The 22,343-nt window shown below is 43.9% G+C and carries 27 protein-coding genes; 7 read left to right on the forward strand and 20 right to left on the reverse strand.

Annotated features, from left to right (window positions below; genetic code table 11):
* Positions 1 to 29: 29 nt before the first annotated feature.
* From DN748_RS19375 to ribD, 4 genes are all read right to left on the reverse strand, one after another.
* On the reverse strand, positions 30 to 155 hold the full coding sequence (locus DN748_RS19375) for a hypothetical protein (RefSeq protein ID WP_262511156.1): 126 nt from the start codon (positions 153 to 155) through the stop codon (positions 30 to 32).
* 3 nt (positions 156 to 158) lie between these two features.
* A complete protein-coding gene (locus DN748_RS12420; protein ID WP_112372146.1) occupies positions 159 to 368 on the reverse strand; it encodes a hypothetical protein in 210 nt (69 codons plus the stop codon).
* A gap of 97 nt (positions 369 to 465) precedes the next feature.
* Positions 466 to 1,080: an IMPACT family protein gene (locus DN748_RS12425; RefSeq protein ID WP_112372147.1), complete on the reverse strand. Its 615-nt coding sequence runs from the start codon at positions 1,078 to 1,080 to the stop codon at positions 466 to 468.
* A 2-nt stretch (positions 1,081 to 1,082) separates the two neighbouring features.
* The gene (ribD, locus tag DN748_RS12430) at positions 1,083 to 2,126 is read right to left on the reverse strand and encodes a bifunctional diaminohydroxyphosphoribosylaminopyrimidine deaminase/5-amino-6-(5-phosphoribosylamino)uracil reductase RibD (RefSeq protein ID WP_112372205.1); all 1,044 of its coding nucleotides are present in this window, start codon (positions 2,124 to 2,126) and stop codon (positions 1,083 to 1,085) included.
* 161 nt (positions 2,127 to 2,287) lie between these two features.
* On the opposite strand from ribD, the gene prmC reads away from it, so the two are divergent.
* Positions 2,288 to 3,163, forward strand: a complete 876-nt coding sequence (prmC, locus tag DN748_RS12435) for a peptide chain release factor N(5)-glutamine methyltransferase (protein WP_236636851.1) — start codon at positions 2,288 to 2,290, stop codon at positions 3,161 to 3,163.
* A gap of 313 nt (positions 3,164 to 3,476) precedes the next feature.
* Entirely contained in the window at positions 3,477 to 5,498 is a 2,022-nt protein-coding gene (ligA, locus tag DN748_RS12445) for an NAD-dependent DNA ligase LigA (protein ID WP_112372149.1), read from the forward strand.
* On the opposite strand, the gene DN748_RS12450 is transcribed toward ligA, so the two are convergent.
* Both DN748_RS12450 and DN748_RS12455 read right to left on the reverse strand, forming a co-directional pair.
* On the reverse strand, positions 5,499 to 5,885 hold the full coding sequence (locus DN748_RS12450; RefSeq protein WP_112372150.1) for a hypothetical protein: 387 nt from the start codon (positions 5,883 to 5,885) through the stop codon (positions 5,499 to 5,501). It abuts the gene before it with no gap.
* Between the two features lie 193 nt (positions 5,886 to 6,078).
* Entirely contained in the window at positions 6,079 to 6,486 is a 408-nt protein-coding gene (locus tag DN748_RS12455; protein WP_112372151.1) for a helix-turn-helix domain-containing protein, read from the reverse strand.
* Positions 6,487 to 6,793: 307 nt separating this feature from the next.
* Between DN748_RS12455 and DN748_RS12460 the strand changes: the two genes are divergently transcribed.
* The 4 genes from DN748_RS12460 to DN748_RS12475 all read left to right on the forward strand — a co-directional run bounded on the left by DN748_RS12460 (position 6,794) and on the right by DN748_RS12475 (position 12,205).
* Complete coding sequence (locus tag DN748_RS12460; protein WP_112372152.1) at positions 6,794 to 7,912, forward strand: M14 family zinc carboxypeptidase; 1,119 nt, start codon at positions 6,794 to 6,796, stop codon at positions 7,910 to 7,912.
* 125 nt (positions 7,913 to 8,037) lie between these two features.
* Positions 8,038 to 8,517: an Lrp/AsnC family transcriptional regulator gene (locus DN748_RS12465; RefSeq protein WP_112372153.1), complete on the forward strand. Its 480-nt coding sequence runs from the start codon at positions 8,038 to 8,040 to the stop codon at positions 8,515 to 8,517.
* A gap of 92 nt (positions 8,518 to 8,609) precedes the next feature.
* A complete protein-coding gene (locus DN748_RS12470; protein WP_112372207.1) occupies positions 8,610 to 11,195 on the forward strand; it encodes a phosphoenolpyruvate carboxylase in 2,586 nt (861 codons plus the stop codon).
* Between the two features lie 359 nt (positions 11,196 to 11,554).
* Entirely contained in the window at positions 11,555 to 12,205 is a 651-nt protein-coding gene (locus DN748_RS12475; protein ID WP_112372154.1) for an SDR family oxidoreductase, read from the forward strand.
* A 3-nt stretch (positions 12,206 to 12,208) separates the two neighbouring features.
* Here DN748_RS12475 and DN748_RS12480 read toward each other — a convergent pair whose 3' ends face one another.
* From DN748_RS12480 to DN748_RS12515, 8 genes are all read right to left on the reverse strand, one after another.
* Positions 12,209 to 12,427, reverse strand: coding sequence for a helix-turn-helix domain-containing protein (locus DN748_RS12480; protein WP_236636852.1), 219 nt, complete (start codon positions 12,425 to 12,427; stop codon positions 12,209 to 12,211).
* Positions 12,428 to 12,447: 20 nt separating this feature from the next.
* Complete coding sequence (locus tag DN748_RS12485; protein ID WP_112372156.1) at positions 12,448 to 13,275, reverse strand: RteC domain-containing protein; 828 nt, start codon at positions 13,273 to 13,275, stop codon at positions 12,448 to 12,450.
* A gap of 103 nt (positions 13,276 to 13,378) precedes the next feature.
* Entirely contained in the window at positions 13,379 to 14,011 is a 633-nt protein-coding gene (locus DN748_RS12490; RefSeq protein WP_112372157.1) for an NAD(P)H-dependent oxidoreductase, read from the reverse strand.
* A 48-nt stretch (positions 14,012 to 14,059) separates the two neighbouring features.
* Positions 14,060 to 14,965: a 3-hydroxyacyl-CoA dehydrogenase gene (locus DN748_RS12495; protein ID WP_112372158.1), complete on the reverse strand. Its 906-nt coding sequence runs from the start codon at positions 14,963 to 14,965 to the stop codon at positions 14,060 to 14,062.
* A 147-nt stretch (positions 14,966 to 15,112) separates the two neighbouring features.
* Positions 15,113 to 16,192, reverse strand: coding sequence for a Gfo/Idh/MocA family protein (locus tag DN748_RS12500; RefSeq protein ID WP_112372159.1), 1,080 nt, complete (start codon positions 16,190 to 16,192; stop codon positions 15,113 to 15,115).
* A 21-nt stretch (positions 16,193 to 16,213) separates the two neighbouring features.
* A complete protein-coding gene (locus tag DN748_RS12505) occupies positions 16,214 to 16,849 on the reverse strand; it encodes a TetR/AcrR family transcriptional regulator (protein ID WP_112372160.1) in 636 nt (211 codons plus the stop codon).
* Positions 16,850 to 16,876: 27 nt separating this feature from the next.
* Positions 16,877 to 17,485 (reverse strand): FMN-dependent NADH-azoreductase, encoded by a 609-nt coding sequence (locus DN748_RS12510; RefSeq protein ID WP_112372161.1) that lies wholly within the window; start codon positions 17,483 to 17,485, stop codon positions 16,877 to 16,879.
* 84 nt (positions 17,486 to 17,569) lie between these two features.
* A complete protein-coding gene (locus DN748_RS12515; RefSeq protein WP_112372162.1) occupies positions 17,570 to 17,929 on the reverse strand; it encodes a DoxX family protein in 360 nt (119 codons plus the stop codon).
* Between the two features lie 112 nt (positions 17,930 to 18,041).
* Between DN748_RS12515 and DN748_RS12520 the strand changes: the two genes are divergently transcribed.
* Positions 18,042 to 18,401: a winged helix-turn-helix transcriptional regulator gene (locus DN748_RS12520; RefSeq protein WP_052195972.1), complete on the forward strand. Its 360-nt coding sequence runs from the start codon at positions 18,042 to 18,044 to the stop codon at positions 18,399 to 18,401.
* Positions 18,402 to 18,448: 47 nt separating this feature from the next.
* Here the strand turns inward: DN748_RS12520 and DN748_RS19340 are convergent, their stop codons facing one another.
* From DN748_RS19340 to DN748_RS12550, 6 genes are all read right to left on the reverse strand, one after another.
* The gene (locus DN748_RS19340; RefSeq protein WP_236636853.1) at positions 18,449 to 18,610 is read right to left on the reverse strand and encodes an RteC domain-containing protein; all 162 of its coding nucleotides are present in this window, start codon (positions 18,608 to 18,610) and stop codon (positions 18,449 to 18,451) included.
* A gap of 357 nt (positions 18,611 to 18,967) precedes the next feature.
* Positions 18,968 to 19,279: a nucleoside triphosphate pyrophosphohydrolase family protein gene (locus DN748_RS12530; RefSeq protein ID WP_112372163.1), complete on the reverse strand. Its 312-nt coding sequence runs from the start codon at positions 19,277 to 19,279 to the stop codon at positions 18,968 to 18,970.
* Between the two features lie 24 nt (positions 19,280 to 19,303).
* Complete coding sequence (locus DN748_RS12535; protein WP_112372164.1) at positions 19,304 to 20,032, reverse strand: SDR family NAD(P)-dependent oxidoreductase; 729 nt, start codon at positions 20,030 to 20,032, stop codon at positions 19,304 to 19,306.
* Positions 20,025 to 20,486: a nuclear transport factor 2 family protein gene (locus DN748_RS12540; protein WP_112372165.1), complete on the reverse strand. Its 462-nt coding sequence runs from the start codon at positions 20,484 to 20,486 to the stop codon at positions 20,025 to 20,027. Before DN748_RS12540 ends, DN748_RS12535 begins: the two co-directional genes overlap by 8 nt.
* 36 nt (positions 20,487 to 20,522) lie before the next feature.
* On the reverse strand, positions 20,523 to 21,521 hold the full coding sequence (locus DN748_RS12545) for a saccharopine dehydrogenase NADP-binding domain-containing protein (RefSeq protein ID WP_112372166.1): 999 nt from the start codon (positions 21,519 to 21,521) through the stop codon (positions 20,523 to 20,525).
* Between the two features lie 26 nt (positions 21,522 to 21,547).
* Positions 21,548 to 22,333, reverse strand: a complete 786-nt coding sequence (locus DN748_RS12550) for an SDR family oxidoreductase (protein ID WP_112372167.1) — start codon at positions 22,331 to 22,333, stop codon at positions 21,548 to 21,550.
* Positions 22,334 to 22,343: the final 10 nt, after the last annotated feature.

Consider the following 22,343-nt stretch of genomic DNA (forward strand, 5'->3'; position numbering starts at 1 on the left):
TCAGGTCGGGGAGGTTAAAAGCTGCAATTTTAACTCTGTCGTTTCCAGATACCCGGATGCCTTGGACGTATTGAATACCGCTGTTCGTCATAATAATCAATGGCTTCCTGTATGTCAATAATAGCCACAGGTTCTATAACAACAGCGTAAGCCATTGATTATAATTTACTTTTAAAAGTAAACTGTTCACGGGCCTCTTCCCAGGGAATCAGGTTCTCGGGTTTAGAATTTTTAATACGCTCCCTTACAATGGCCTTGTGTTCTTCGGGGATTTCAATGTCTTCGGCTACCTGGATTCCCAATTGCCTGATCAATTCCATAAAGAAAGAGAATTTTTTATCCGGTATTTTAAGTGTTATTTCCCTCATCGGACATCGGTTTTATACAAATATACGAATTCATCAGGTACATTTCTGTACACATCAGGACATTTTAAACCTCATTTAACGAAGTTGGCCGGGAATATCAGCGATCAACCCGGGTTACCCTTACACCGTAAAGCTGTTCGAATATGTTTTCCACCGTTCCGGCGTCCCTTTTCCGCACGGCGAGGGTAATGCGGCAGTCCATTTCCATCTGCTGCCCCGTGATATTCAGGTTTTTTTCCTTTATGACCCGCATCACCTTGTTCATATCCTTATAGTCGAAGTTCAGCTCATAGACCACATCAATGGTCCTTTCCTCGATCTCCGAAGCTTCGAGGGCCAATTGTGCCGCGGTACGATAGGCATTTATGAGTCCGCCCACCCCCAGTTTCACCCCGCCGAAATAGCGTACCACCACGATGAGGACATCGGTAACATCAAACGATTGTATCTGTCCGTAGATCGGCATACCGGCCGAATTGCTGGGTTCCCCGTCATCATTGGCCCTGTAGGCCGTATTTTCGGTACCCATCTGCCAGGCATAGCACCAGTGCCGGGCCGAATGGTGCTTCTTTTTAAGGGTTTCCAGGTGTTGCCTGACCTCTTCTTCGGATATCACGGGAAATGCATACCCTATGAACTTGCTGTTCCTGTCCTTGAACAGCACTTCCGGAGCAGCATTGACAATGGTCTTATACGTATCCTTTTCTGTCAATATCAGTGTTTTTCCGGTTTTACATAGATCAGCCTGTCGCCTGCAATGCCGTACTCCCCGGCGACCGTTCCTTTTAAAAGGGGCGCCGGGGTGCCCCCGTTAAGCATTACATTACCCTGAAATACCCGGGCCTCGTCCCATATATCTGCATCTATAAAAGCCTGAAGCGTTTGCCGTCCGCCTTCAACGATAAGGCTCTGAATATTGTGGCCGTACAATACGCTGCAAATTTCCCCGGCAAGGTCTTTACCGAAACCGATGGTCTCGAAAAAGGTATTTTTTTTCTGCCTTTTTTCCTGTCCGGTGAGCACAATGGTTTTCACACTGTTGTCGAACAGGGCCATTTCCCCGGGAAGGCGCAGGTTTCTGTCCAATACAATCCTTACCGGCGAATTTCCGTACCAATCCCTGGTATTCAGCGCAGGATTGTCCTGCAATGCGGTTTCCGTACCTACCAGGACGGCCTGTTCTTCACTCCGCCAACGGTGTACCAGCTGCCGGGAGTACCGATTGCTGATCCATACCGGGGCCCGGTGTTCCCGTTTTTCCGGGCTGATATACCTATCGGTGCTTTCTGCCCATTTGAGAATGATATAAGGCCGTCTTTTGTTGTGAAAGGTAAAAAAACGCTTGTTGAGTTCCCTGCATTCCTCTTCCAGGACCCCGACAGTCACATTACACCCGGCTTCCATGAGTTTTTTTATGCCCCTTCCCGCCACGGCATCAAACGGGTCTATGATCCCGATAACCACATTCCTGATCCCCGATCTTATGATCAGGTCGCTGCAGGGCGGGGTTTTTCCGTGGTGGCTACAGGGTTCCAGGCTTACGTATATGGTCGCTTTTTCCAGCAGTGACCTGTCCTTTACGGCATTAATGGCATGTACCTCAGCATGAGGTTCACCGGCTTTGCGGTGCCAGCCTTCGCCTATTATGACGCCATCGTGCACCACTACACTGCCCACCATAGGATTGGGGCTGGTAGTACCCAGTCCGTTTTTGGCCAGCTGAATACAGCGGTTTACGTATTTTTCATGTATATTCACCTCCCGAAAAATAAATGGTTCCCGCAAACGCGGGCCCGGTTTGTTCCACAAAAGTAATATAATCCGGCAGACTGGCAGGAGTGTGGAGAGTTCCAAAATCAAACATCCGCAACCTCGTACGGAAAAGAAAGGGGCAGGGCAGGGTAACGGGGGGCAGGGAGATGATTGCGGACCGAGAACTTAAAGATGTGATACTAAAGGAGATCAAAAACATATTTCAGGCAGAACTGAAGGGAATATATGCCCCGGAAGAAACAGATGTATTGTTTTTCAGGCTTACGGAAGCCTATTTCGGCATCAACCGTATCGGGCTTGCGCTGCAACCGGAACTGGTGCTCCGGAAGGAAGAGGACGACAGGCTTTTTGCCGCACTCCACGAGCTGAAACAACATCGTCCTGTACAACAGATACTGGGGAGTACCCTGTTTTATGGTCTCGAACTAAAGGTGAACGAACACGTGCTTATTCCAAGGCCGGAAACCGAAGAACTGGTAGACTGGATATGCAGTGATTACGGCCATAAAAGCGGGCTGTCGGTACTCGATATAGGTACGGGCAGCGGCTGTATAGCCATAGCCCTGGCCAGGAACCTGCCGGGTGCCAGGGTAACGGCTGTAGACCTATCTGAAGCGGCGCTTGAAACGGCACGGGAAAATGCCGGAATGCACGGTGCGGATATTCGCTTTATCCGGGAAGACATCCTGAAAGCACATAAGTTACCTGAAGAAAACATTGATATCATAGTGTCCAACCCTCCTTATGTCAGGAATATGGAGGCGAGGGAGATAAAAAAGAATGTCCTGAAACACGAACCTCATAAAGCTCTTTTTGTTCCCGATGACACCCCCCTTGTCTTTTATGAAAAAATTGCACGGCTGGCTTCGGGGCACCTGGCAAAAGGAGGAAGCCTGTATTTTGAGATCAACCAGTACCTGGGTAAGGAAATGATAAAAATGATCGGTGATACCGGGTTTAAAAACAGTATTTTGAAGAAAGATGCTTCCGGGAACGACCGTATGCTGAAGGCTTTTTGTTAGAATAAGAGGCCTAAAGAAACCGAAGGATAAAATTTAGACCGCCTCTAAGCCCTTATGTTTTTTCAGGAAATCGTAGATTTGGGCATTGAACTCGTCTTGGGTTGTTTCATTTAGGCGAAAAGCCACTATTTTACACCCAGATGAAGGCTTTTTGGAGCCACATAGCCTTAGCTATGGGGGGAGAAAAAGACAAAATATGGGTGCAAAAGAGGGTTTTGCAGCAAATTATAATAACTCAAGACGAGTTCATTGTACGGTTTGCGATCTGTGGCAGGCCAATAAGATTACAGGAAGACAATATCACTCATATATTATGGATCCCATTCTGGAGAAAATACAGGAATTGAGAGAAGAACTTACCGGGCATAATTACAATTATTACGTCCTGGATAATCCCACCATATCGGATTACGATTTCGACATGAAGCTGAAAGAGCTTCAGCAGCTGGAAGCAAGATATCCGGAATATCACGATCCTTTTTCCCCTACGGTAAGGGTCGGGGGGATGATCACCAAGAACTTCGAGACGCTGGTGCACGAATACCGCATGTATTCCCTGGATAACTCATATTCGAGGGAAGAACTGGAAGACTGGGAAAAGCGTGTACAGCGCATACTCGGGGGCACCGAAGTGGACTTTGTATGTGAACTGAAATACGACGGGGCTTCCATAAGCCTTACTTATGAAAACGGCAGGCTTGTAAGGGCCGTGACACGGGGCGACGGATTCCAGGGAGACGATGTCACCAATAACGTAAAGACCATACGTTCCGTTCCCCTGAAACTCAAAGGAAATTATCCTGAGAAATTTCACATCAGGGGAGAGATCATCATTCCTCTCGAGGGTTTTTCCCGGATGAACCAGGAGCGTGTGGAAGCGGGGGAAGACCCTTATATGAACCCGAGGAATACTGCTTCGGGAAGCCTGAAGCTCCAGGATAATGCGGAAGTGGCCAAAAGGCCCCTGGATTGTCTCCTGTACAGCATAATCGGGGAGAAGCTCAATTTCTCCACGCAGTTCGAGGGGTTGGAGAAAGCCCGGGAATGGGGTTTTAAGGTGCCTCCGGTAACCAAATTATGTCACAGTACCCGGGAGGTCATGGATTTTATCGATTACTGGGATATCCATCGCCATGAACTGCCTTATGAAACCGACGGGGTGGTGGTAAAAGTAAACAGCCTGGCACAGCAGGATGAACTGGGATATACGGCCAAGGCGCCCCGCTGGGCGCTGGCCTATAAATTCAAGGCCGAACAGGTATCGACCAGGCTCAGCAGTATTTCTTACCAGGTTGGGCGCACCGGGGCCATTACTCCCGTAGCCAACCTGGAACCGGTACTACTGGCCGGAACTACGGTAAAAAGGGCTTCCCTGCACAATGCAGACCAGATCGCAAAGCTGGATGTGAGAGTGGGCGATACGGTATTTGTGGAAAAGGGAGGGGAGATCATCCCCAAGATCGTACAGGTAGACTTTACCCGGCGGCAACCCGGTTCGGAACCTACGGTGTATATTACCCATTGCCCGGAATGCAGTACGGAGCTCATCAGGAAAGAAGGGGAAGCCCAGCATTACTGTCCGAATTATTACGGTTGCCCGCCGCAGATCACGGGGCGCATACAGCATTATATCTCCAGGAAAGCCATGGATATCGAAGGGCTCGGAGGAGAAACCGTGGCCTTGCTGTACAAGGAAGGGTTGATAGAAAATTATGCCGATCTCTACCTGCTTCGCAAAGAACAGGTAATTCCCCTGGAACGTATGGCCGATAAAAGTGCGGAAAACCTGGTAAACGGTATAGCAAAATCAAAGGAAATACCTTATGAAAGGGTCCTTTATGCCCTGGGGATACGTTTTGTGGGGGAAACGGTGGCCAAGAAACTGGCCAAGGCCTATCCTTCCATAGACACACTCAGAAGGGCTACCCTGGAAGAACTCGTAGCCATTGATGAAATAGGAGTAAAGATCGCGGAAAGCGTAGTGGACTTTTTCAGCAATGAGGATAATGTCCGGATCGTGGAACGCCTCCGGTCGTATGGGGTGCAAATGGAAACTTCTCCTGAAAAACTATTGGGACAAACCAACCTGCTCAAGGGGCAGACCTTTGTGGTGTCAGGGGTTTTTGAGCATATATCCCGTAACGACCTCAAGAAAAAAATAGAGGATAACGGGGGGAAGGTCGCTTCTTCCATTTCTTCCAGGACAGCCTATGTGATCGCCGGTGACAATATGGGGCCCAGCAAGCGGGAAAAAGCCGAAAAACTGGATATTCCCATTATATCGGAATACGATTTTATGGAAATACTGCAACGGGCAACAACCGGGGTTTCCTGATCAATCGATCCTCGTTGCAGTGCCCCGGTGCTTGTTTTTGGAATCTCCTACTACGGAATATTCAAAGGTATAAGAGTCTTTGCCGGTGGAAAGGATCCTGACCTGTACGGCTTTTTTCTCCTGTAGCGAATGCGGGTGCAGTTTCCTCATTATAAATTCGCAGTCGCTCACCCAGGTTACCGATGCCGTGTCTACTTCTTCTCCTATATAATCGATGTTGATGGAATCGTTCCTGACAAAGGTAGAGTGTACTTCCTCCCCGTTCAGTATATAGGTAAACTCAAAGGTTCCGGTCTTAAAATCCTTGCAATTGCGCTCTGCTTCATAACAGGACACAGTGATCACAGCCAGAATAAAAATACAGAAGATTTTTTGTAGTTTGCTCACGACGGAAGAATAGGTTTAGGTTTAACGTCCTGCAAAGGTACGGATTAAAATACTCTTGCCAACCCATGTGGAAATGTTCATTTTTTTCATATTTTATCAACTTTCATAAGCTTTTTCCAACGTGGCTATATCCAGCTTCTTCATCTGAGGGGGCGTAGGTTTAACTTTGAACAGGATAGGATGGCTAAAAAGTTTACTCTTTCCTGTATTCCTTAAAAGTCCCGTCTTTATAGAAGAAGACAATACGTTCCAGTTCGGGATGTTTGCCGGGAGCATCGGTCTCCTTACCCGTATCCTGTGCGGGAGAAGTTCCGGAAAACAGGTCGGGAGAGGTAGCCGGAAGAACCGTTTTCCCGGTTTCCGGTTTTTCCTTTCCGGCAGGAAAAGTCCCCTTGCCGTTCAGCAACCAGTAAAGTTCCACTTCAGGGTAAGCCTGTAAAATACGCAATACAAACTCCAGGCTCGGCTTGTTCCTTCCCGAAAGAATATGGGAAATGGAAGAGCGCTGTACCCCGATACGATCGGCGAAGGCAGAAGCACTTACCCCGTAATATTCCAGCACCTGCTGCAGCCTTTTGGTGAAATCCTCCGTGTTTACCATTGTAAACAATGTTTAATCTAAAGTGTTCGTTACAAATGTAAACATAATTGATCGAAATAGCAATTTTAATGTGCTTTTAAACTGTAATACATTAAAGTTTTAGTATAGATAAATATATATAATTAATTGATATTTATTTAAATATATCCTAAGTAATAACATTTCTCCTGAAGATGTAGGAAACAGGGGCTACAGGAAGCGATTTCTTCTTTTAGAAGTTTATTGTTGTAAACAGCCGGAGCATCCTTTCCTGTTTACAGATGTAAAAAGCAGATTGTTTACTTTTGTAATCTTAAAAAATCAACCTATGGAATTGACAACCTGGCACGATGCTAATTATCACTCCGGACTGGCAGGAAGGTATATCACATCTGCCGATATAGTACCGCTTATACACACTTATGAAAAACAGGGAGAAATTTCCGTTATCGGAACTTCGGTAAAACAGGAGCCCATTTACCTGCTGAAAACGGGAGAAGGTAAAAAAAAGATACTGATGTGGTCGCAGATGCACGGAAACGAATCGACAACGACCAAAGCCGTGATCGATCTTCTGGAGTTCCTGAACCGGGGAGAGGGCCCCGCACGGCATATCCTGGAACAATGTACCTTATATATTATCCCCATGCTTAACCCTGACGGGGCAAAGGCCTATACGCGTGTAAATGCCAATGAAGTGGACCTCAACCGGGATGCGGCTGATCTCAGCCAGCCGGAAAGTTTTGCGCTCCGGCATGCTTTCGACCGGATCAAACCCGATTTCTGCTTTAACCTGCACGATCAGCGTACCCTGTTCAACACAGGAAACAGTGACAAACCGGCAACGCTTTCGTTCCTTTCTCCTGCTACCGACGAAGCACGGACCATAACTGCGCCCCGGAAAAAGAGTATGGAGGTGATCGGCACCATGAACCGGGTATTGCAGCAATACATTCCCGGACAGGTGGGGCGGTACGACGACAGTTTTAATATAAATTGTGTCGGTGACAGCTTTCAATCATTGGGAACACCCACCATACTTTTCGAAGCAGGCCATTTTAAGGAGGATTACGACAGGGACATCACCAGGAAATTTGTCTTTACTGCCCTTATAACGGCGCTGGAATATATTTCCGGTACTGAGGTAAGCGGGGAGGGGTACGGGGAGTACTTCGATATTCCCGAAAACGGAAAACTTTTTTTTGATATTCTCATCCACCGTTTTCCCTTTGCGGGGAATGAGGGCGATGTGGTATATAAGGATATAGGAATACGCTATAAAGAAGTACCCGAAGACGGTAAAATCAAATTTGACCCTTTCGTATCAGAAATTGGTGATCTTGAAGGGTTTTACGGGCATAAAACTTTTGATGCCGGCGGAAAAAAGATCAGTCCGGTAGAAGAAAAAAACTTAAAAACAACTGCTTTGCTTAAATTATTTCTTTAAATTAACCCTATCTTAACAAAAAACATAAATATTTACGTGTATATATTGAATATTTTTTATTTTTTTGCACTCTGATTTGTTATTAAAAAGAGAGTTAAAAATTATTGGTTAAAAGTAAGATTAATATGGCAAAGTTTAGATTAGACGAAGTAGATCACCAGATTCTGGATATGCTTATCGACAATACGCGTACACCTTTTACCGACATCGCAAAAAAATTGCTGATTTCTGCGGGGACAGTACACGTACGTGTCAAGAAAATGGAAGAAGCGGGTATTATACGGGGTTCTTCCCTTACACTGGATTATGTAAAACTGGGATATGCCTTTATCGCTTATGTAGGGATATTCCTGGAAAAGACGCATCAGACAAAGTTTGTTATCGAACGTCTTAATGAGATTCCCAACATTACGGTGGCGCATGTAACCACGGGCAAATTCAATATCTTCTGTAAGGTAAGGGCAAAAGATACCAAGCACGCCAAGGATATTATTTTTAGAATTGATGATATAGACGGAGTGGCGAGAACAGAGACCATGATCTCCCTCGAAGAGAGCATCAACGACAAGAAACGATTGATGCACTCCATATTTAACGAAATGTAAAATTTTTGTTTACACACAATAAAGAACCCTCTCCGATTGCTGTATTGGAGAGGGTTTTTGTATCTTCGGGCTGGAATAAAAGTAGCGTATATATGTTGAGAAAACCCAAAATTGAACGTTTTAACGAGAATGTATTGTCTAAATATCAGATATACAATAGTATACTGATGACCCTGCCTTTTGATGAAATAACCAACACGGGGGTTTTGCTGCCCCTGTTCAGCGAGATATGTGAAAAGGGGTATGACGAGAGCAAAAACCCTACGGAAATCGTAGAGAATTTTTTCTCGAAATACTATGAAAATCCCGCCGAAGAGGAAAAGAATGATCTGCTGTTCCGTTTTATTCAGTATATCGAGCGACAGGTAGTGCTGTTCGACGCTATAGAGGATGCCGCATTTCCCGTTGTGAACAACATGGACGGACGGGGTACGCTGAGAAGCGTTAAGGAAGAAGCCGAGGAAAAAAATGAAACGGCAGACCTGCGCGATTTTTTGCAGAAGTTCAAGGTAAGGCCGGTGCTTACGGCCCATCCTACACAGTTTTATCCCGGCCCTGTACTGGGCATCATCACCGACCTGGCCAAGGCCATCAGGAATAACGATCTTAACGAGATCAAGGTACTGCTTGCCCAGCTCGGGAAAACACCTTTTTTCAAAAAGGAAAAACCGACACCATACGATGAGGCCGTAAGCCTGATATGGTTCCTGGAAAATGTATTTTATCCTTCGGTAAGCAAAATATACAATTATATACAACACAATATTTTTGAGGGAGAAAAGCTCGATAACCAGATCATAAATCTCGGTTTCTGGCCCGGGGGTGACCGCGATGGCAATCCTTTTGTCACCAGTGAAATTACCCTGAAGGTGGCCGAAAGACTTCGGCTCACCGTACTGAAAAACTATCACAGGGACCTCAGGAAGCTAAAGCGCAGGATCACCTTTAAGGTGGTAGACAAGCTCATTGCCGACCTGGAAGAAAAAATATACAAGAGTATCTATGTATATGCCGAAAAACCGCTCACTACTGCTGAAGAGACCCTCACGGCACTGCAGGATATCAAGGATATACTGGTAAAGGAACACCAGTCACTGTTTGTGGAAGAAGTGAACGACCTGATCAATAAGGTAAAGATCTTCGGATTTTATTTTGCTTCCCTGGATATCCGGCAGGACTCAAGGGTACACCACACTGTAATTTCCGACATTATTGCAGAGTCGAGAAACCTGGGGCTGGATATTTTTCCGGACAATTACGAGAAACTGTCTGAAAAGAAACAGATCGAGGTGCTGGGCAAGGTAAGCGGAAAACTCAATCCCAAACTCTTTAAGGAAGAGATCACCCGTTCGACACTGGAATCCATTTACGCCATGAAAGAGGTCCAGAAAGTCAACGGAGAACTGGGGTCCAACCGCTATATAATCAGCAATAACGGGAGTGCGCTGAACGTGATGGAAACTTTCGCGATGATACGTCTTTGCGACTGGAAAAACCCTACCCTGGATATCGTTCCGCTTTTTGAGACGGTAGACGATCTCAGGGTGGCCGATAAGGTCATGGAGGTGTTGTATACCGACAAGGCATATGCTGCTCTTCTGAAACGAAGAGGGAACAAGCAGACCATCATGCTCGGATTCTCCGACGGTACCAAGGACGGAGGGTACCTGATGGCCAACTGGAGTATATACAAGGCCAAGGAAATACTCACCGAGGTATCGCGGAAATACGGTATAAAAGTGGTCTTCTTCGACGGCCGTGGCGGCCCGCCCGCAAGGGGAGGTGGTAAAACCCACCAGTTCTATGCCTCGCTGGGGCCTACCATTGAAAATGAGGAAGTACAGCTCACCGTACAGGGGCAGACCATCAGTTCCAATTTCGGGACCCTGGATTCCTGCCAGTACAACCTGGAGCAGCTTATCAGTTCGGGAGTCGCCAATGATGTTTTTGACGAAGCGCAGAACAAGTTGCAAAAAGAGGATAAAAAGACCATGCAGGAGCTCGCCGACATCAGTTACCAGGCGTATGTCGACTTTAAAAAGCATCCCAAGTTCCTGCCCTATCTCGAAGAGATGAGCACGCTTAAGTACTATGCAAAAACCAATATAGGCAGCCGTCCTTCCAAACGGGGAAAATCGGAAAAACTCGATTTTTCCGATCTCCGGGCCATTCCTTTCGTAGGAAGCTGGAGCCAGTTGAAACAGAACGTCCCCGGTTTCTATGGAGTGGGGCTGGCTATTGAGGCGCTCGATAAAAAGGGAGAACTGGACAGGGTGAGGTCGCTCTATCAGAATTCTACTTTTTTCAGGACACTGATCGAAAACAGTATGATGAGCCTTACCAAATCGTTTTTCAAACTTACCGAGTACATGAAAGATGATGCGGAATACGGAAAATTCTGGACGATCATTCACGATGAATACCTCAGAAGCAAGAAAATGATACTGAAGGTAACGGGAGACCAGGACCTGATGCAGAATACCAGGTCGGGTAAGGCTTCTATCGAGATACGGGAAAAAATCGTACTGCCTTTGCTTACCATTCAGCAATATGCCCTGCGCAAGATCCATGAATTGCGAAAAGACCCGGAGGCTGATGAGAACCTGCTTGGTATTTACGAAAAAATGGTCACCAGATCACTGTTCGGAAATATTAATGCCAGCAGGAACTCGGCATAAACCCGAATGATCTTAATAGGAGACAGCCATCGTTGACCTTGTGTAAACGATGGCTTTTTATTTTTCAGCGCTCCCGTTTTGCAGGTTGCAGACCGATTTTGTAACTTACGGGAAGTACAACACTGTAAAATAGAAATCACCGTTAGTTTGCAAATGTCGGAATGGGGGAAGTGGGGAGTTGTCATTCAGAACGCAGTGAAGAATCTCCGGCCCAGGACCAAAGGAACTTTAACAGCATAACGGAAGCCCCGGAGATTTAACTGCGTTGAGCCCTTCGGGGTTCTCCTTTCCCGATGCTCAGAACAGGCTGTCGGAATGCCAACTAACAAACTACGAACTAAGAACTAAAAGACTAAATCATGAAACAAGTTTTAATTGTCGGGGCCAACGGAAAGGTCGGGAGAATACTGTGTGAAAAACTAAAAGACGCTTCTGGCTATATGCCCGTGGCCCTGGTACGAAAAGAAGAGCAGCAAGCTTTTTTTGACAGCCAGGAGATCACTTCCCGCGCAGGAAGTATTGAAAACAGCACGGATGATATAGCAGCCTTGATGAAGGAGATCGATATTGTGGTTTTTACCGCGGGTTCCGGGGGTAAAACAGGGTATGATAAAACCCTTACTGTCGATCTTGACGGCGCCGTGAAATGTATGGATGCGGCCGGTAAGTGCGGGATCAGGCGCTTTGTTATGGTCAGTGCCCTCAATGCTGACAAAAGACCGGGCTGGGCGGCATCGGGGATAGCCCCCTATTATGTGGCCAAGCATTATGCAGACCGGCTTTTAAAAAAATCCGGACTGGATTATACCATTGTAAGGCCCGGCAGGTTACTGGATAGTCCCGGAAAAGGAAAAATAAACATAAAAGATCCCGAAAAAGAGCAGGGGGTACCCAGGGAAGACGTAGCTTCCGTAATTATAGAAACACTGGATCACGACAATACCATAGGCAAGATTATTGAATTCAACGAAGGGGAGAGGCCGATAGAAGAAGCAGTGGCTGCTGTTTAAAGTTCAATGCCGCTCCCGGAACTGTTGCGGGGTCAAACCGGTACGCTGTTTAAAAAACCTGGAAAAACTGGCATGGTCGTAAAAACCGAGTTCATAAACTATTTCCTTGACGTATCTATCTGAAGTTTTCAGCAGTCTTTTGGCCTCGAGCAGGCTTCTGTCCTGGATACGGGAAGAAGCCGGAACTGAATCGATTTTAAACACTTCATTTACACTGCTCACTTTCATCCGTTTTGGGTGGTTCACTTTATCCGTTCTTTCCACTCCATCTTCCTAATCAGAGCATCACGCAAACCGTCAAGGAATTTTGTCCGGTTTATTTTTCGACTTTTAAGTTCCATATAGGTATGGTAAAAATCACCCAAGTTGATATTAAAAGCTAGTTCAAATGTTCTAGCAATGAGTTTGATATCCGCATTTCCATTGTCAAATACCGCTTGTGAATGGAGTGCATAAATCAATTCTGTTAAAGCGGTTTTATTTGCGGTCCAATTTAAAGGATAGCTTTCAGAAGTGTTTTTTTGTTTGTTATTACTTAGCTGGTCTTCAAGATAGACCTGTATAAGATCGTTCGCAATAATTTTGGCGACCTTATAGTCATGTGATGTTGAAAAGCGATGGTCTGCCTCAAAATAAAAAGTATCTAACCATAGCCCAATATTGTGTTTTCCACGTACAAAAAGGCACTCATCAAGGAAAGAGTTATTGCTTCGGTAATATTTATAAAAATCAAGGTTATTATCAAAGAACCTTTTTAGTTTCTTCAGTTCTTTATTAAGATATTTCCTGGTGCGTTTGACTCCGTACGGTTTTCTGGTTTCGATTTTGTAAATGGCATTATAGTAGATGAGTTTTGAAACAATAAGAGGTTTTTGGTATTTGAAAAAATAGATTTCCTCTTCCGTGTTCTTAAAATCTTTCTTAAGTATAAAATCCTTTAAATCCGAAAGGCTTGTGATGATGAGCTGTATAACAGCTTCGATACTTTTTGTAGGGCAGTCAGCTTCACTTACTATTTCTTGAATTGCAGTTTCCAATTTAAGATGTGTTTCATTGTAGAATTTTTCCATCCCCTTAGTTTGCAATATTGATGTTTGATTTATTAATAGAAAAGCCTAAACGGTACATTTAGGCTTAATGCGGATCATCAAGTTGAAGGATTATTCAATTGCCTTATTCAATAAAAGTTACAAACTCATCCATCGGGTTTCGAACTTTTCTCATTGGAGCCAGCCAATCATGTTCTGCACGATAGCCCACATACATTAAAACCACACTTTTTAAACCTTTCACTTTCAGTTCCAACGTTTTATCTACCTGAGCATTGTCAAACCCTTCAGCAGGCGTACTGTCTATTTTTAGCTCTGCAGCTTGAGCTAATGCCATTGCCAGGCCGATGTAGCACTGACGTGCGGCATTGTCAAAATTTTGTTCTATGGTTTGTGAAGCGAAAATGGCTTTTATCTTATCGGTATAACTTTTAAATTGTCCGTCCGGCAAGCCTCTTTGCCTTGTGGTATAATCGTATATCGTATCTATACGTTCATCTGTATAATTGTCCCAAGCTGCAAATACAAGGACATGTGAGCAATCCATCATAGATTCAGGATTTAGAGAGCCTTCTTTTAATCTTTCTTTCATTTCCTGATTAGAAATAGCTAATACCCTATATTGCTGTAAGCCTGAAGATGTGGGTGCCAATCGGGCAGCTTCCAGAATCTTGTATAAATCCTCCTCGCTTACCCTTTTTGTTGGGTCATAAGCTTTTGTGGCGTATCGCCAATTAAGATTTTCAATTAATGACATATTTAAATTTTGTATTATGTTAGTTAGAATGTTTTTTTAATAACTATTCTAAGGTTTTAGAAAATTATCCTGTTCGTAGCTCGGGTTTGGATACTTGTAAAAACCTTCACCGGTGGACACTCCGAGTTTATTTGGCTCTATAAAATTTTTTCTGATGAATTCTTTTCTTTTGATCCAAGTATTCTCACCAGTCTTCTCTACATTATTGGTGATAACGTTATATGCAGTAGTCATTCCGATGATGTCCAAAAGGGCGAAAGGTCCGATATGCCTGTTTCCAATTGGTGTTAGTATCCAGGTTTTATCAATACTCTCTACATCTCCGACCCCATCTATCAACAAATCCAATGCGGTCATCAGCCACGGAACTGATAGTGCATTCATAATATAGCCGGGATTTTCTTTCTGAATGACAACTGGTACCATCCCAATTGTTTTTGCAAATGCAAGAATGATTTCGATGTTTTGGGGATCCGTGCTGGCATGACCCATGATTTCTACAACGTTGTACTTCCAGACCAGGTTAGCAAAGTGCAGTGCCAAAAATTTCTTTGGCCTGCCTGTTTCAGCAGCAAAATCACTTGGGAGCAGTGTGGAGGAATTCGTACAAAAAATGGTTTTTTGCGGTGCCAGTGTACTTAATTTGACATAGAATTCTTTCTTTACTTCCAGGTTTTCAGGTACGGCTTCTATGGTAATATCTGCATCTGCAACAGATCCTGCGAGATTTGTAGTATAACTTATATTATTGAAAGCGTTATCCAAATCCTCATCAGTGGCATCGATATCGGTCTTATAAGATTCACGTAGGTTCTTAAACCTTTTACGGGCATTTTCAAGGAATTCATCTTTGATATCATATAAAGTGACTTTATGGCCGTGAAAGGCTGTTTGAAACGCTATTTGCGCACCCAGTACGCCTGCGCCAAACACTGTGACATTTTTTATATCCATATTATTTGCTTTTAAAATTGAACATTATATTCTTTAAACTAAAAATTCATATTTCAACAACTCTATCACCTTACCGCAGAATGAATTAGCTACAATGGTTCGCACATATCTCAAAAAATCCATTTGGACTTTCATTGTATTGTGCACTTAAATTGACGCAGATTGCTCAATTGAAGATAGAACTTGGTGCAATGCTGCTGCATCCTCAAATGTGGGGGCGTTATGGGTATTCTTGCGGATATCACCAGCTGCAAGTCTGTAAATGGCGGCAACATTTCTAACTAAAGGATCATTGGGTAGCCCTTGGTACATTTCAATAGGTGGAGTCAAGTTTCTCAATTCTTTTTCGCCGCTTTTCTTCCCAAGTATGTTAAGTCTTAACAGTTGGGCGTGTCCTGAAGTACCGGTAACTTGTATATCTCCTTCGGTTCCATTAATCTCCCATACTAGGCTGGTTGCGTTGATACCGCCACGATAATGAGCAGAAAAAGCAGCTCCGCTTTTAAATGCACCAATAACCAGTATTTGGTCTTCAGTTGTTTTAGATTTAATTTCGTCTGTATCGGTTACTTTTACAGAGGTGAAATTATTGTACATTTCTGTCTTAAATTTCCCAAATCCTCCCAATACTTTTATGACACCTGCTAAGGTGTGCGCGAATGGAACTGTAAATAATGTCGCTCCAAATGACTTATCATTAATATAGTAATTGTGAGAAATTACGTTATCCCCCCAGTTGTTAACAGAACCGTTCAAGGTAGAAGATAAAACCCTCCCCACATATCCCTCATTAACGAGTTGCTGTAGATAAAGCAACTCTGGAGCAGCAACTAGTTGAGTGCCGACCACGGCGACTACATTTTTTTTGGCGGCTAATGCAGCCAATGCTTTTGTTTCTTCCAGGCCATTGCCCAATGGATGTTCACAATAGACGTGCTTACCGGCTTCCAATACAGCCTTAACCAATTCATAGTGATGAGGCACCTTGACGGTGATAACCACCAGGTCGATTTCATTTGATTGTATCAATGCCTGAGCATTTGCAAAAGCTAAGGGAATCTGGAAAGCTTCTGCTGATCTTTTGGCGCTCTGGTAAGTAGAGTTTGCAACCCCTACAATTTCAAACTCTTCAACCAACGTTCGCAATGCAGGTATATGAGCGGTTGAAGCCCATTGTTTGTCTGGATTTAACCCAATAAATCCAATACGAATTTTCGATTTATTCATTCTCTTTTATTTTTCACACTCTCAATAATGATTATTGAGTTCATGCGGTGTCAGATTATAGTCGTTTATAAGATTCATTACGTAAAGTATAGTCTCGTTCAGCATTCTACTCCTTAATTTCGGATCAGCATTTGACAACGTATAATTCAAGCAAATATGCCCATGCATTACTGCTATGGCAGTCTGGCTTTTATGTAAAAGGTATTCTTCTGTACATACTTTCTTGCCGCACAGATTTTTCAGCGTTTCACTTAAAAAATTCAGAAATAGTCCCAACTCTTTGAATTGTGTAAAAGGATCGGTGCAAGTGCTACCAACCTCCCACATTAAATTATACATTTCTTTCTCGTCAATCGCAAAGTTCCAACATGTGGTCACTATTGCCGTCAACCTTTCTTCCGGGTTGGTCAGCTTTCTACAATTTTTCTCAATACATCCATTAAATTGCTGATAGCATAATTCGCATAGAGCAATTAAAATGGCTTCTTTATTTTTAAAGTAAGAATATATTACTGGTGGAGAGTACTCAATGCGGTCAGCTATTTTTCGCAGGCTTAGGGATTGGCGTCCATCATTTTTTAAAATAGCAAGGGCTGCGTAAAGTATGTCTTTACGCAACTCGCTCTTTAATCTGGCTATCCTTTCTTTGCTGCCCATTATTATCTATGCTGAATTACAAAATACTTAGAAAGTAAACTCACTGACTGTTTCCTGTGCTTTAGATAAGGCAGTTTCTTTAACTCCGGGGATAGCTGTTCCCTCCACCCTGAAGGCTGTGAGGTCTGTCAAGCCGATAAATCCCAGGATTGCCCTTAGATAGGGTTCTGTAAAATCATAGCTCTTCATTGGCTCTTCGCTATATATACCCCCTGAGGCGATGGCCAGATATACTTTTTTATCGGTTAAGAGACCTATCGGTGCATTATCTACGTAGCTGAATGTCTCGCCAACACGCGCCACGTAATCGATCCATCCCTTTAAACTGGCCGGAATACCTAAATTGTATATGGGTAAACCAATTACGATAAAATCAGCTTCTTTCAATTCAGTTATAGCCTGCCCGGAACGGCCAAACACTTCTCGCTGGATTGCAGTGTGATGTTCGGCAGGTGTAAAAAATGCCTCAAAATGTTTGGCTTCAAGATAAGGGAAATGTGACTCCGACAGGTCGAGTTTATTAACCTGGCTGTCAGGATAAGCATTTTTTAAGTTCTCAACGATTGTGTTTGATAACTGACTGCTGGAAGATGTTTCTCCGTGGATGCTTGAAATGATGTGCAATATTTTTTTCATTTTTCTTTATTTTTAGTTATAATGATTTCTGTGGGACTACCTTTAGTAAGCGCTAGCAACTAATAAGTGCGACGCTCTAATATTTTATGCTCTATTTAATTTATGATAGTATCGGTGGGATACGATTAAGAAAATAAGTGGTAATAATGGTGTTATCGCCGCTCCAACGCCGTCAACAACGGTATGTGCAATGATTGCCGACATAAAAACAATACCATAAGCGGCATAAGCCCATTCTTTTATTATTCTGGGAACAGCAGGGATAAGTAAAAGTGGAATGCCTATAATTTTGCCGATAGCCAGCTCAACTTTAAAATAGTCGGGAAAGCCTAAATGCCTGAACGCTTCTCCCATAGCATCTGTAAAGTAAAGGAAGGCAGAGGATGCACCGGTCAGGATTGTTAGTGAAGTGGACACCCAATAAATGATTTTGTCTTTTCTCATATTTTTTAATTATTGTTTGTTTAACTATGCAAAGTTACCTACATTTGCTATCCAAAAGATATTACTATCCCATTGGATAGCACTATCCAATGGGATAGTAATACATCACATTATGATCACAGATAAAATAAATCAAGAGAAAAAACAGGAGTGCGTGAAGGCAATTCTACCTGTTAAGGACGCTTTAGAAGTTTTAAACGGGAGATGGAAAATACCCATCATTATATCGCTAAAATTTGGAAATAAGCGATTTAAGGAAATATCGAGGGATGTTCAGGGTATTACTGACAAAGTGCTCTCAAAAGAATTGAAGGCCTTGGAGGTAAATCAACTTATAGCTAGAACAGTCTTTGATACTTTTCCCCCGACCGTAGAATATTCCTTGACCGAACACGGCTTTTCACTACATAACGTTATAACGGCACTTGGCGAATGGGGTACGAGTCATAGGGAAAAGATTATTGGAAAATAGCGTAAACCTTTCCAATGGTAAAGTGCAAACAACCATGCCACGATATATCATTTCTGCTGCACCAAATGCTGCAAGTTCATGTATTTCTTAATACGTTTTGCGCCGTATGGCTTCCTTGTATCTATCTTATAAATGGCGTTATAATAAATGAGCTTTGAAACAATTACTGGTTTCTGATATTTGAAAAAATGGATTTTTTTCCTCCACATTTTTAAATCCCTTATTTACAACATATTCCTTAACTTCTGACAAACACTTAAGAATGTTATCTATAACAGCTTCTCTCCGATGTAATGAACAATCGGCCCCAATCTCTAATTCATTGATTGCGGTTTCCAGTTTAGTTCGTGTCTCATTATAAAATTTATTCATTTAGTTATTTGAAATCATGGCATTCTTATCTGTTACTAAATTTACAAACTACCTTATGTATTCGGATCTGCACTATTTTAGAAATAGTCAGGCGTCATTAAGTTGGACAATTGTCCTCAAACTAAATAGACATTTACTTGTCGCTATTAGCTTATCTTTAAATCATTATACAGATGCAACTAAATTGACCACTTTTACCTTAATAATTTTTCAGTTTTCGTCAGAAACTTTTCTACAGCATCTTCAAAATCTATATCCATCCGGTCGGCCAAAACCGCCAGCCACCAGACACATTCGCCCAATTTGTGTTCCAGCTCGGTATCCGTGTCCTTTGCCGGCCAACGTATTTGCTGAGACATTGTGTGGCGACCAACTAAACCCGCATCTGTTAAAAACGCCAGGGCATCTTCCTCAACAGTCCATTCACTGCCATGGTGCCGTTTCTCTAATTGATGATAGGCTGCCCTGATGTCCTTTGAGCGTCCGACAATTTCTTTAATATCCATAGTCTATATTCTTATAATGATTTTTTACCAGGGCAAAGCGCCATTAGGCCCGAAAAATTTACCGCTTAAGGAAATGTCTTTCATCAGGGCATATTCAGCAATTAATTCAGCTGCACTTTCAGGTGTCGCAGTCCCGGTATTGTTGTTCAGGTCTGTTTTGATGTGGCCTGGTTCTATGGCAATGACAGGGATGCCAAATGGTTTCAGCTCTTTTGCAAACGCTACGACAAACGCGTTCAATGCCGTTTTGGAACTTGAATAGCCAGCGAAATTTACCTGCCCGTAGACGGTACTTTCATCACCTGAAAGCGCGAGCGAACCGACAATACTGCTGATCATAACGATACTTGCATCTGGTGCAGATTTTAATAACGGAAGTAACTGCTGGGTTACGCGGACCGGGCCAAATGTATTCGCCTCATATTGTTTCCTGATCGAGGAAATGGGTTCTTCGCTCGGCGCTACTGAAAGGTCTTCGGCAAATCCTGCGTTATTGATAAGAATATCCAGTTTGCTTAGGTGTTGCTTCAGATATTGTGCGGCTGCAGCCACACTTTCATCATTGGAAACGTCCACTTGCAACACGTGCACGTCCAGGTTTAGCGCTTTCAGAATACCATGCGCTTCTTTTCCTTTATGCATGTCCCGAACACCCATCCACACCTGAAAACCTTTTTCTGCCAGGAGCTTTGCCGTAGCAAAACCGATGCCTTTATTGGCACCGGTTATGAAAGCTGTCTTATTATTATCCATTATTTTCAATGGTTTTTGGGTCAATGGTATTGGGTGCTGCGTGATGTGACAGATCACCGACTAAGGTAATCACCAGTTCACGAACAGAAAAATGCCATTTGCCGTTCGTTTTTTTGAACAGATCATGATAACGTGCGACAGCAACAGGCTGTAACGGAAAATCGCGTTCAGCATCCTGCTGAAAAATAGTAAGGTAGGACACTGCGGTCGCTTCCTCTTCCTGAATATCCAGGACTGTATTGGTTGTAACGTGAGCTGTTCTTGGCGTACCATCTGCATACACCTGAAGATTTTGCGCCAATTGGCGGGCTATGTTTTCTTTACCTTCCATAACGTTGCCTGGTGCGATGATCTTTCCATCGGCAAATAGTTCGCCTACTTTTTCAAAATTTCCCTGGTCAAGATAGTGGGTATATTGTCCAATCAGGTTTAGGATCTGTTGTTCGTTGCTCATAAAGCTTTTATTAAATTGATTAAAAATATGTTGTTTTTATGCTGTAATGTCAATCAGGCGAGTATCCGGAATATCAGAGAGAATCGATACGCCATAAGCCGAACCCGGCGACTGGTAACCGATCTTAAAATCGTTGTTCAGGATACGGTTGGCTACCGCCACAACCGACAAGGGTGTGAGGGTATAACCCGATGGCGCATCCACAGCCGCGCGGAATAGTTCCCCGTTTTCTCCGACCACTTCAGCAGCAAGGCCATTTCGGCCGGCACCGCGTTCTTCGGCGGTTGGACCATCAGGCAGCGTTTCCGGGTTGAGGTCGGGTAACCCTGCAGCCGGTAATTTCAGTGAGAAAAACTCTTCGATATTCGGGATCTTCGTTGATCTATAGGAAAGGACAATGCCGCCTAAAGGCGTTGGCAGGCATTCTTCCTTGCGGTCTACAAAACGGAACACTTTAGGGCCGGCATGGGGGTTGACAATGATCTCATTGTCCTTCCGTATCAATATTCCCAGATCGGCTATGTTTTTACTGCTGATCACAGAACCTCTGGAAAATCCGCCAAAGTGCCGGAACCCTACTGAAAGCTTTTGCGGATTTGTAACCTTGCCTGCCACATAAACTGCCAGTGCATCGTAACTTACAAACAGCCCGGCACCTGCTATTAATTGGATATTCGCTTCTTTTGCTTTCATGTCCATGCTTTCCGCCAATTGATAGGTATCCAGTTCGGCGCTGATGTCGAGGTAATGCACGCCTGATCGCAGGCACGCCGTCATTGCCTGTACTGCGGTAAACTTAAACGGGCCCGCAGCGTTAATCAGTACCTTTTTGTCCGCTAAAGCCGTTTTCCAGCCGTTTTCGTCTTCTACGGTAAATACGTGATACGCAACCTCTAATTCCGAAGCTAAATCCTGTATTTTGTCTTGTTCTCGTCCCGCTATTTCAAAATCTAGCCCTAATTCTTTAGCCCTTGCCGCAATGATTTTCCCGGTATATCCTGCTGCCCCGTAAATGAGCATTTTATTCTTTATCATCTGTAATATTGTTTAAAGTGCATAGCTTAAAAAGTGGTAGGTATAGTGCCTCCGTCTATCACGTAATTTGTACCCGTGATATAGGAAGCTTTAGGGGAAGAAAGAAAGCCTACCAAATGGGCAATTTCCTCCGGCTGTGCCAACCTGTTCATCGGGACACCGCCAAGGCTGTCCATGACCAATTGTTGTGTTTCGTCAAAACTTTTCCCGATAGCGGAAGCGTAATTATGGAGAAAGGCTTTCATTGCTGTCGTATTGACCATTCCGGGGGAAACAGCGATCACCCGAATACCTTTTATAGCTACTTCATTGGCCAGTGCTTTACTGTAATTGTTCAGTGCCGCTTTAGAAACACCATACGACAAGTTGGAGGCATACAACGGCAGCTTACCGTTAAGGGAAGAGATGTGGATCACCACGCCCGTGTTCCGTTCGATCATCGACGGAACAAGAGCCTTGTCCAGTTTTATGGCTGCCAGTAAATTCAATTGCAGGTCGTTTTCCCAGTCCTCGTCGGACAAGACGCTAAACCCACCCGCCGGGGCCGATGTGCCGCCCACATTATTGATCAGGATGTCCAAGCTTCCGAATTGGTTCAATACCTGTCCCGCTAGTTCGCTGATGCTATCACTATTCGTCACATCTGCTTGAATAAAATGATAGGGCAGCTTTTCCGCTGGCTCGTGTCTTGCCGATACGATTACCGTTGCCCCTAACGAAGCCAGTTCGTCAGCTATCGCTTTACCGATGCCCTTAGTTCCACCAGTAACGAGTGCGGTCTTACCGCTTAGTTCTTTTGTTATTTTTTCCATTGTTGATAGG

The sequence above is a fragment of the Sinomicrobium soli genome, from assembly GCF_003285545.1.
Taxonomy (GTDB): Bacteria; Bacteroidota; Bacteroidia; order Flavobacteriales; family Flavobacteriaceae; genus Sinomicrobium.

Coding starts and splice junctions, on each gene's coding strand:
- DN748_RS19375 (WP_262511156.1), bottom strand. CDS start 155: ATGGCTTACGCTGTTGTTATAGAACCTGTGGCTATTATTGACATACAG.
- DN748_RS12420 (WP_112372146.1), bottom strand. CDS start 368: ATGAGGGAAATAACACTTAAAATACCGGATAAAAAATTCTCTTTCTTT.
- prmC (WP_236636851.1), top strand. CDS start 2,288: ATGATTGCGGACCGAGAACTTAAAGATGTGATACTAAAGGAGATCAAA.
- ligA (WP_112372149.1), top strand. CDS start 3,477: ATGGATCCCATTCTGGAGAAAATACAGGAATTGAGAGAAGAACTTACC.
- DN748_RS12455 (WP_112372151.1), bottom strand. CDS start 6,486: ATGGTAAACACGGAGGATTTCACCAAAAGGCTGCAGCAGGTGCTGGAA.
- DN748_RS12460 (WP_112372152.1), top strand. CDS start 6,794: ATGGAATTGACAACCTGGCACGATGCTAATTATCACTCCGGACTGGCA.
- DN748_RS12465 (WP_112372153.1), top strand. CDS start 8,038: ATGGCAAAGTTTAGATTAGACGAAGTAGATCACCAGATTCTGGATATG.
- DN748_RS12470 (WP_112372207.1), top strand. CDS start 8,610: ATGTTGAGAAAACCCAAAATTGAACGTTTTAACGAGAATGTATTGTCT.
- DN748_RS12475 (WP_112372154.1), top strand. CDS start 11,555: ATGAAACAAGTTTTAATTGTCGGGGCCAACGGAAAGGTCGGGAGAATA.
- DN748_RS12485 (WP_112372156.1), bottom strand. CDS start 13,275: ATGGAAAAATTCTACAATGAAACACATCTTAAATTGGAAACTGCAATT.
- DN748_RS12490 (WP_112372157.1), bottom strand. CDS start 14,011: ATGTCATTAATTGAAAATCTTAATTGGCGATACGCCACAAAAGCTTAT.
- DN748_RS12495 (WP_112372158.1), bottom strand. CDS start 14,965: ATGGATATAAAAAATGTCACAGTGTTTGGCGCAGGCGTACTGGGTGCG.
- DN748_RS12500 (WP_112372159.1), bottom strand. CDS start 16,192: ATGAATAAATCGAAAATTCGTATTGGATTTATTGGGTTAAATCCAGAC.
- DN748_RS12505 (WP_112372160.1), bottom strand. CDS start 16,849: ATGGGCAGCAAAGAAAGGATAGCCAGATTAAAGAGCGAGTTGCGTAAA.
- DN748_RS12510 (WP_112372161.1), bottom strand. CDS start 17,485: ATGAAAAAAATATTGCACATCATTTCAAGCATCCACGGAGAAACATCT.
- DN748_RS12515 (WP_112372162.1), bottom strand. CDS start 17,929: ATGAGAAAAGACAAAATCATTTATTGGGTGTCCACTTCACTAACAATC.
- DN748_RS12520 (WP_052195972.1), top strand. CDS start 18,042: ATGATCACAGATAAAATAAATCAAGAGAAAAAACAGGAGTGCGTGAAG.
- DN748_RS19340 (WP_236636853.1), bottom strand. CDS start 18,610: ATGTGGAGGAAAAAAATCCATTTTTTCAAATATCAGAAACCAGTAATT.
- DN748_RS12530 (WP_112372163.1), bottom strand. CDS start 19,279: ATGGATATTAAAGAAATTGTCGGACGCTCAAAGGACATCAGGGCAGCC.
- DN748_RS12535 (WP_112372164.1), bottom strand. CDS start 20,032: ATGGATAATAATAAGACAGCTTTCATAACCGGTGCCAATAAAGGCATC.
- DN748_RS12540 (WP_112372165.1), bottom strand. CDS start 20,486: ATGAGCAACGAACAACAGATCCTAAACCTGATTGGACAATATACCCAC.
- DN748_RS12545 (WP_112372166.1), bottom strand. CDS start 21,521: ATGATAAAGAATAAAATGCTCATTTACGGGGCAGCAGGATATACCGGG.
- DN748_RS12550 (WP_112372167.1), bottom strand. CDS start 22,333: ATGGAAAAAATAACAAAAGAACTAAGCGGTAAGACCGCACTCGTTACT.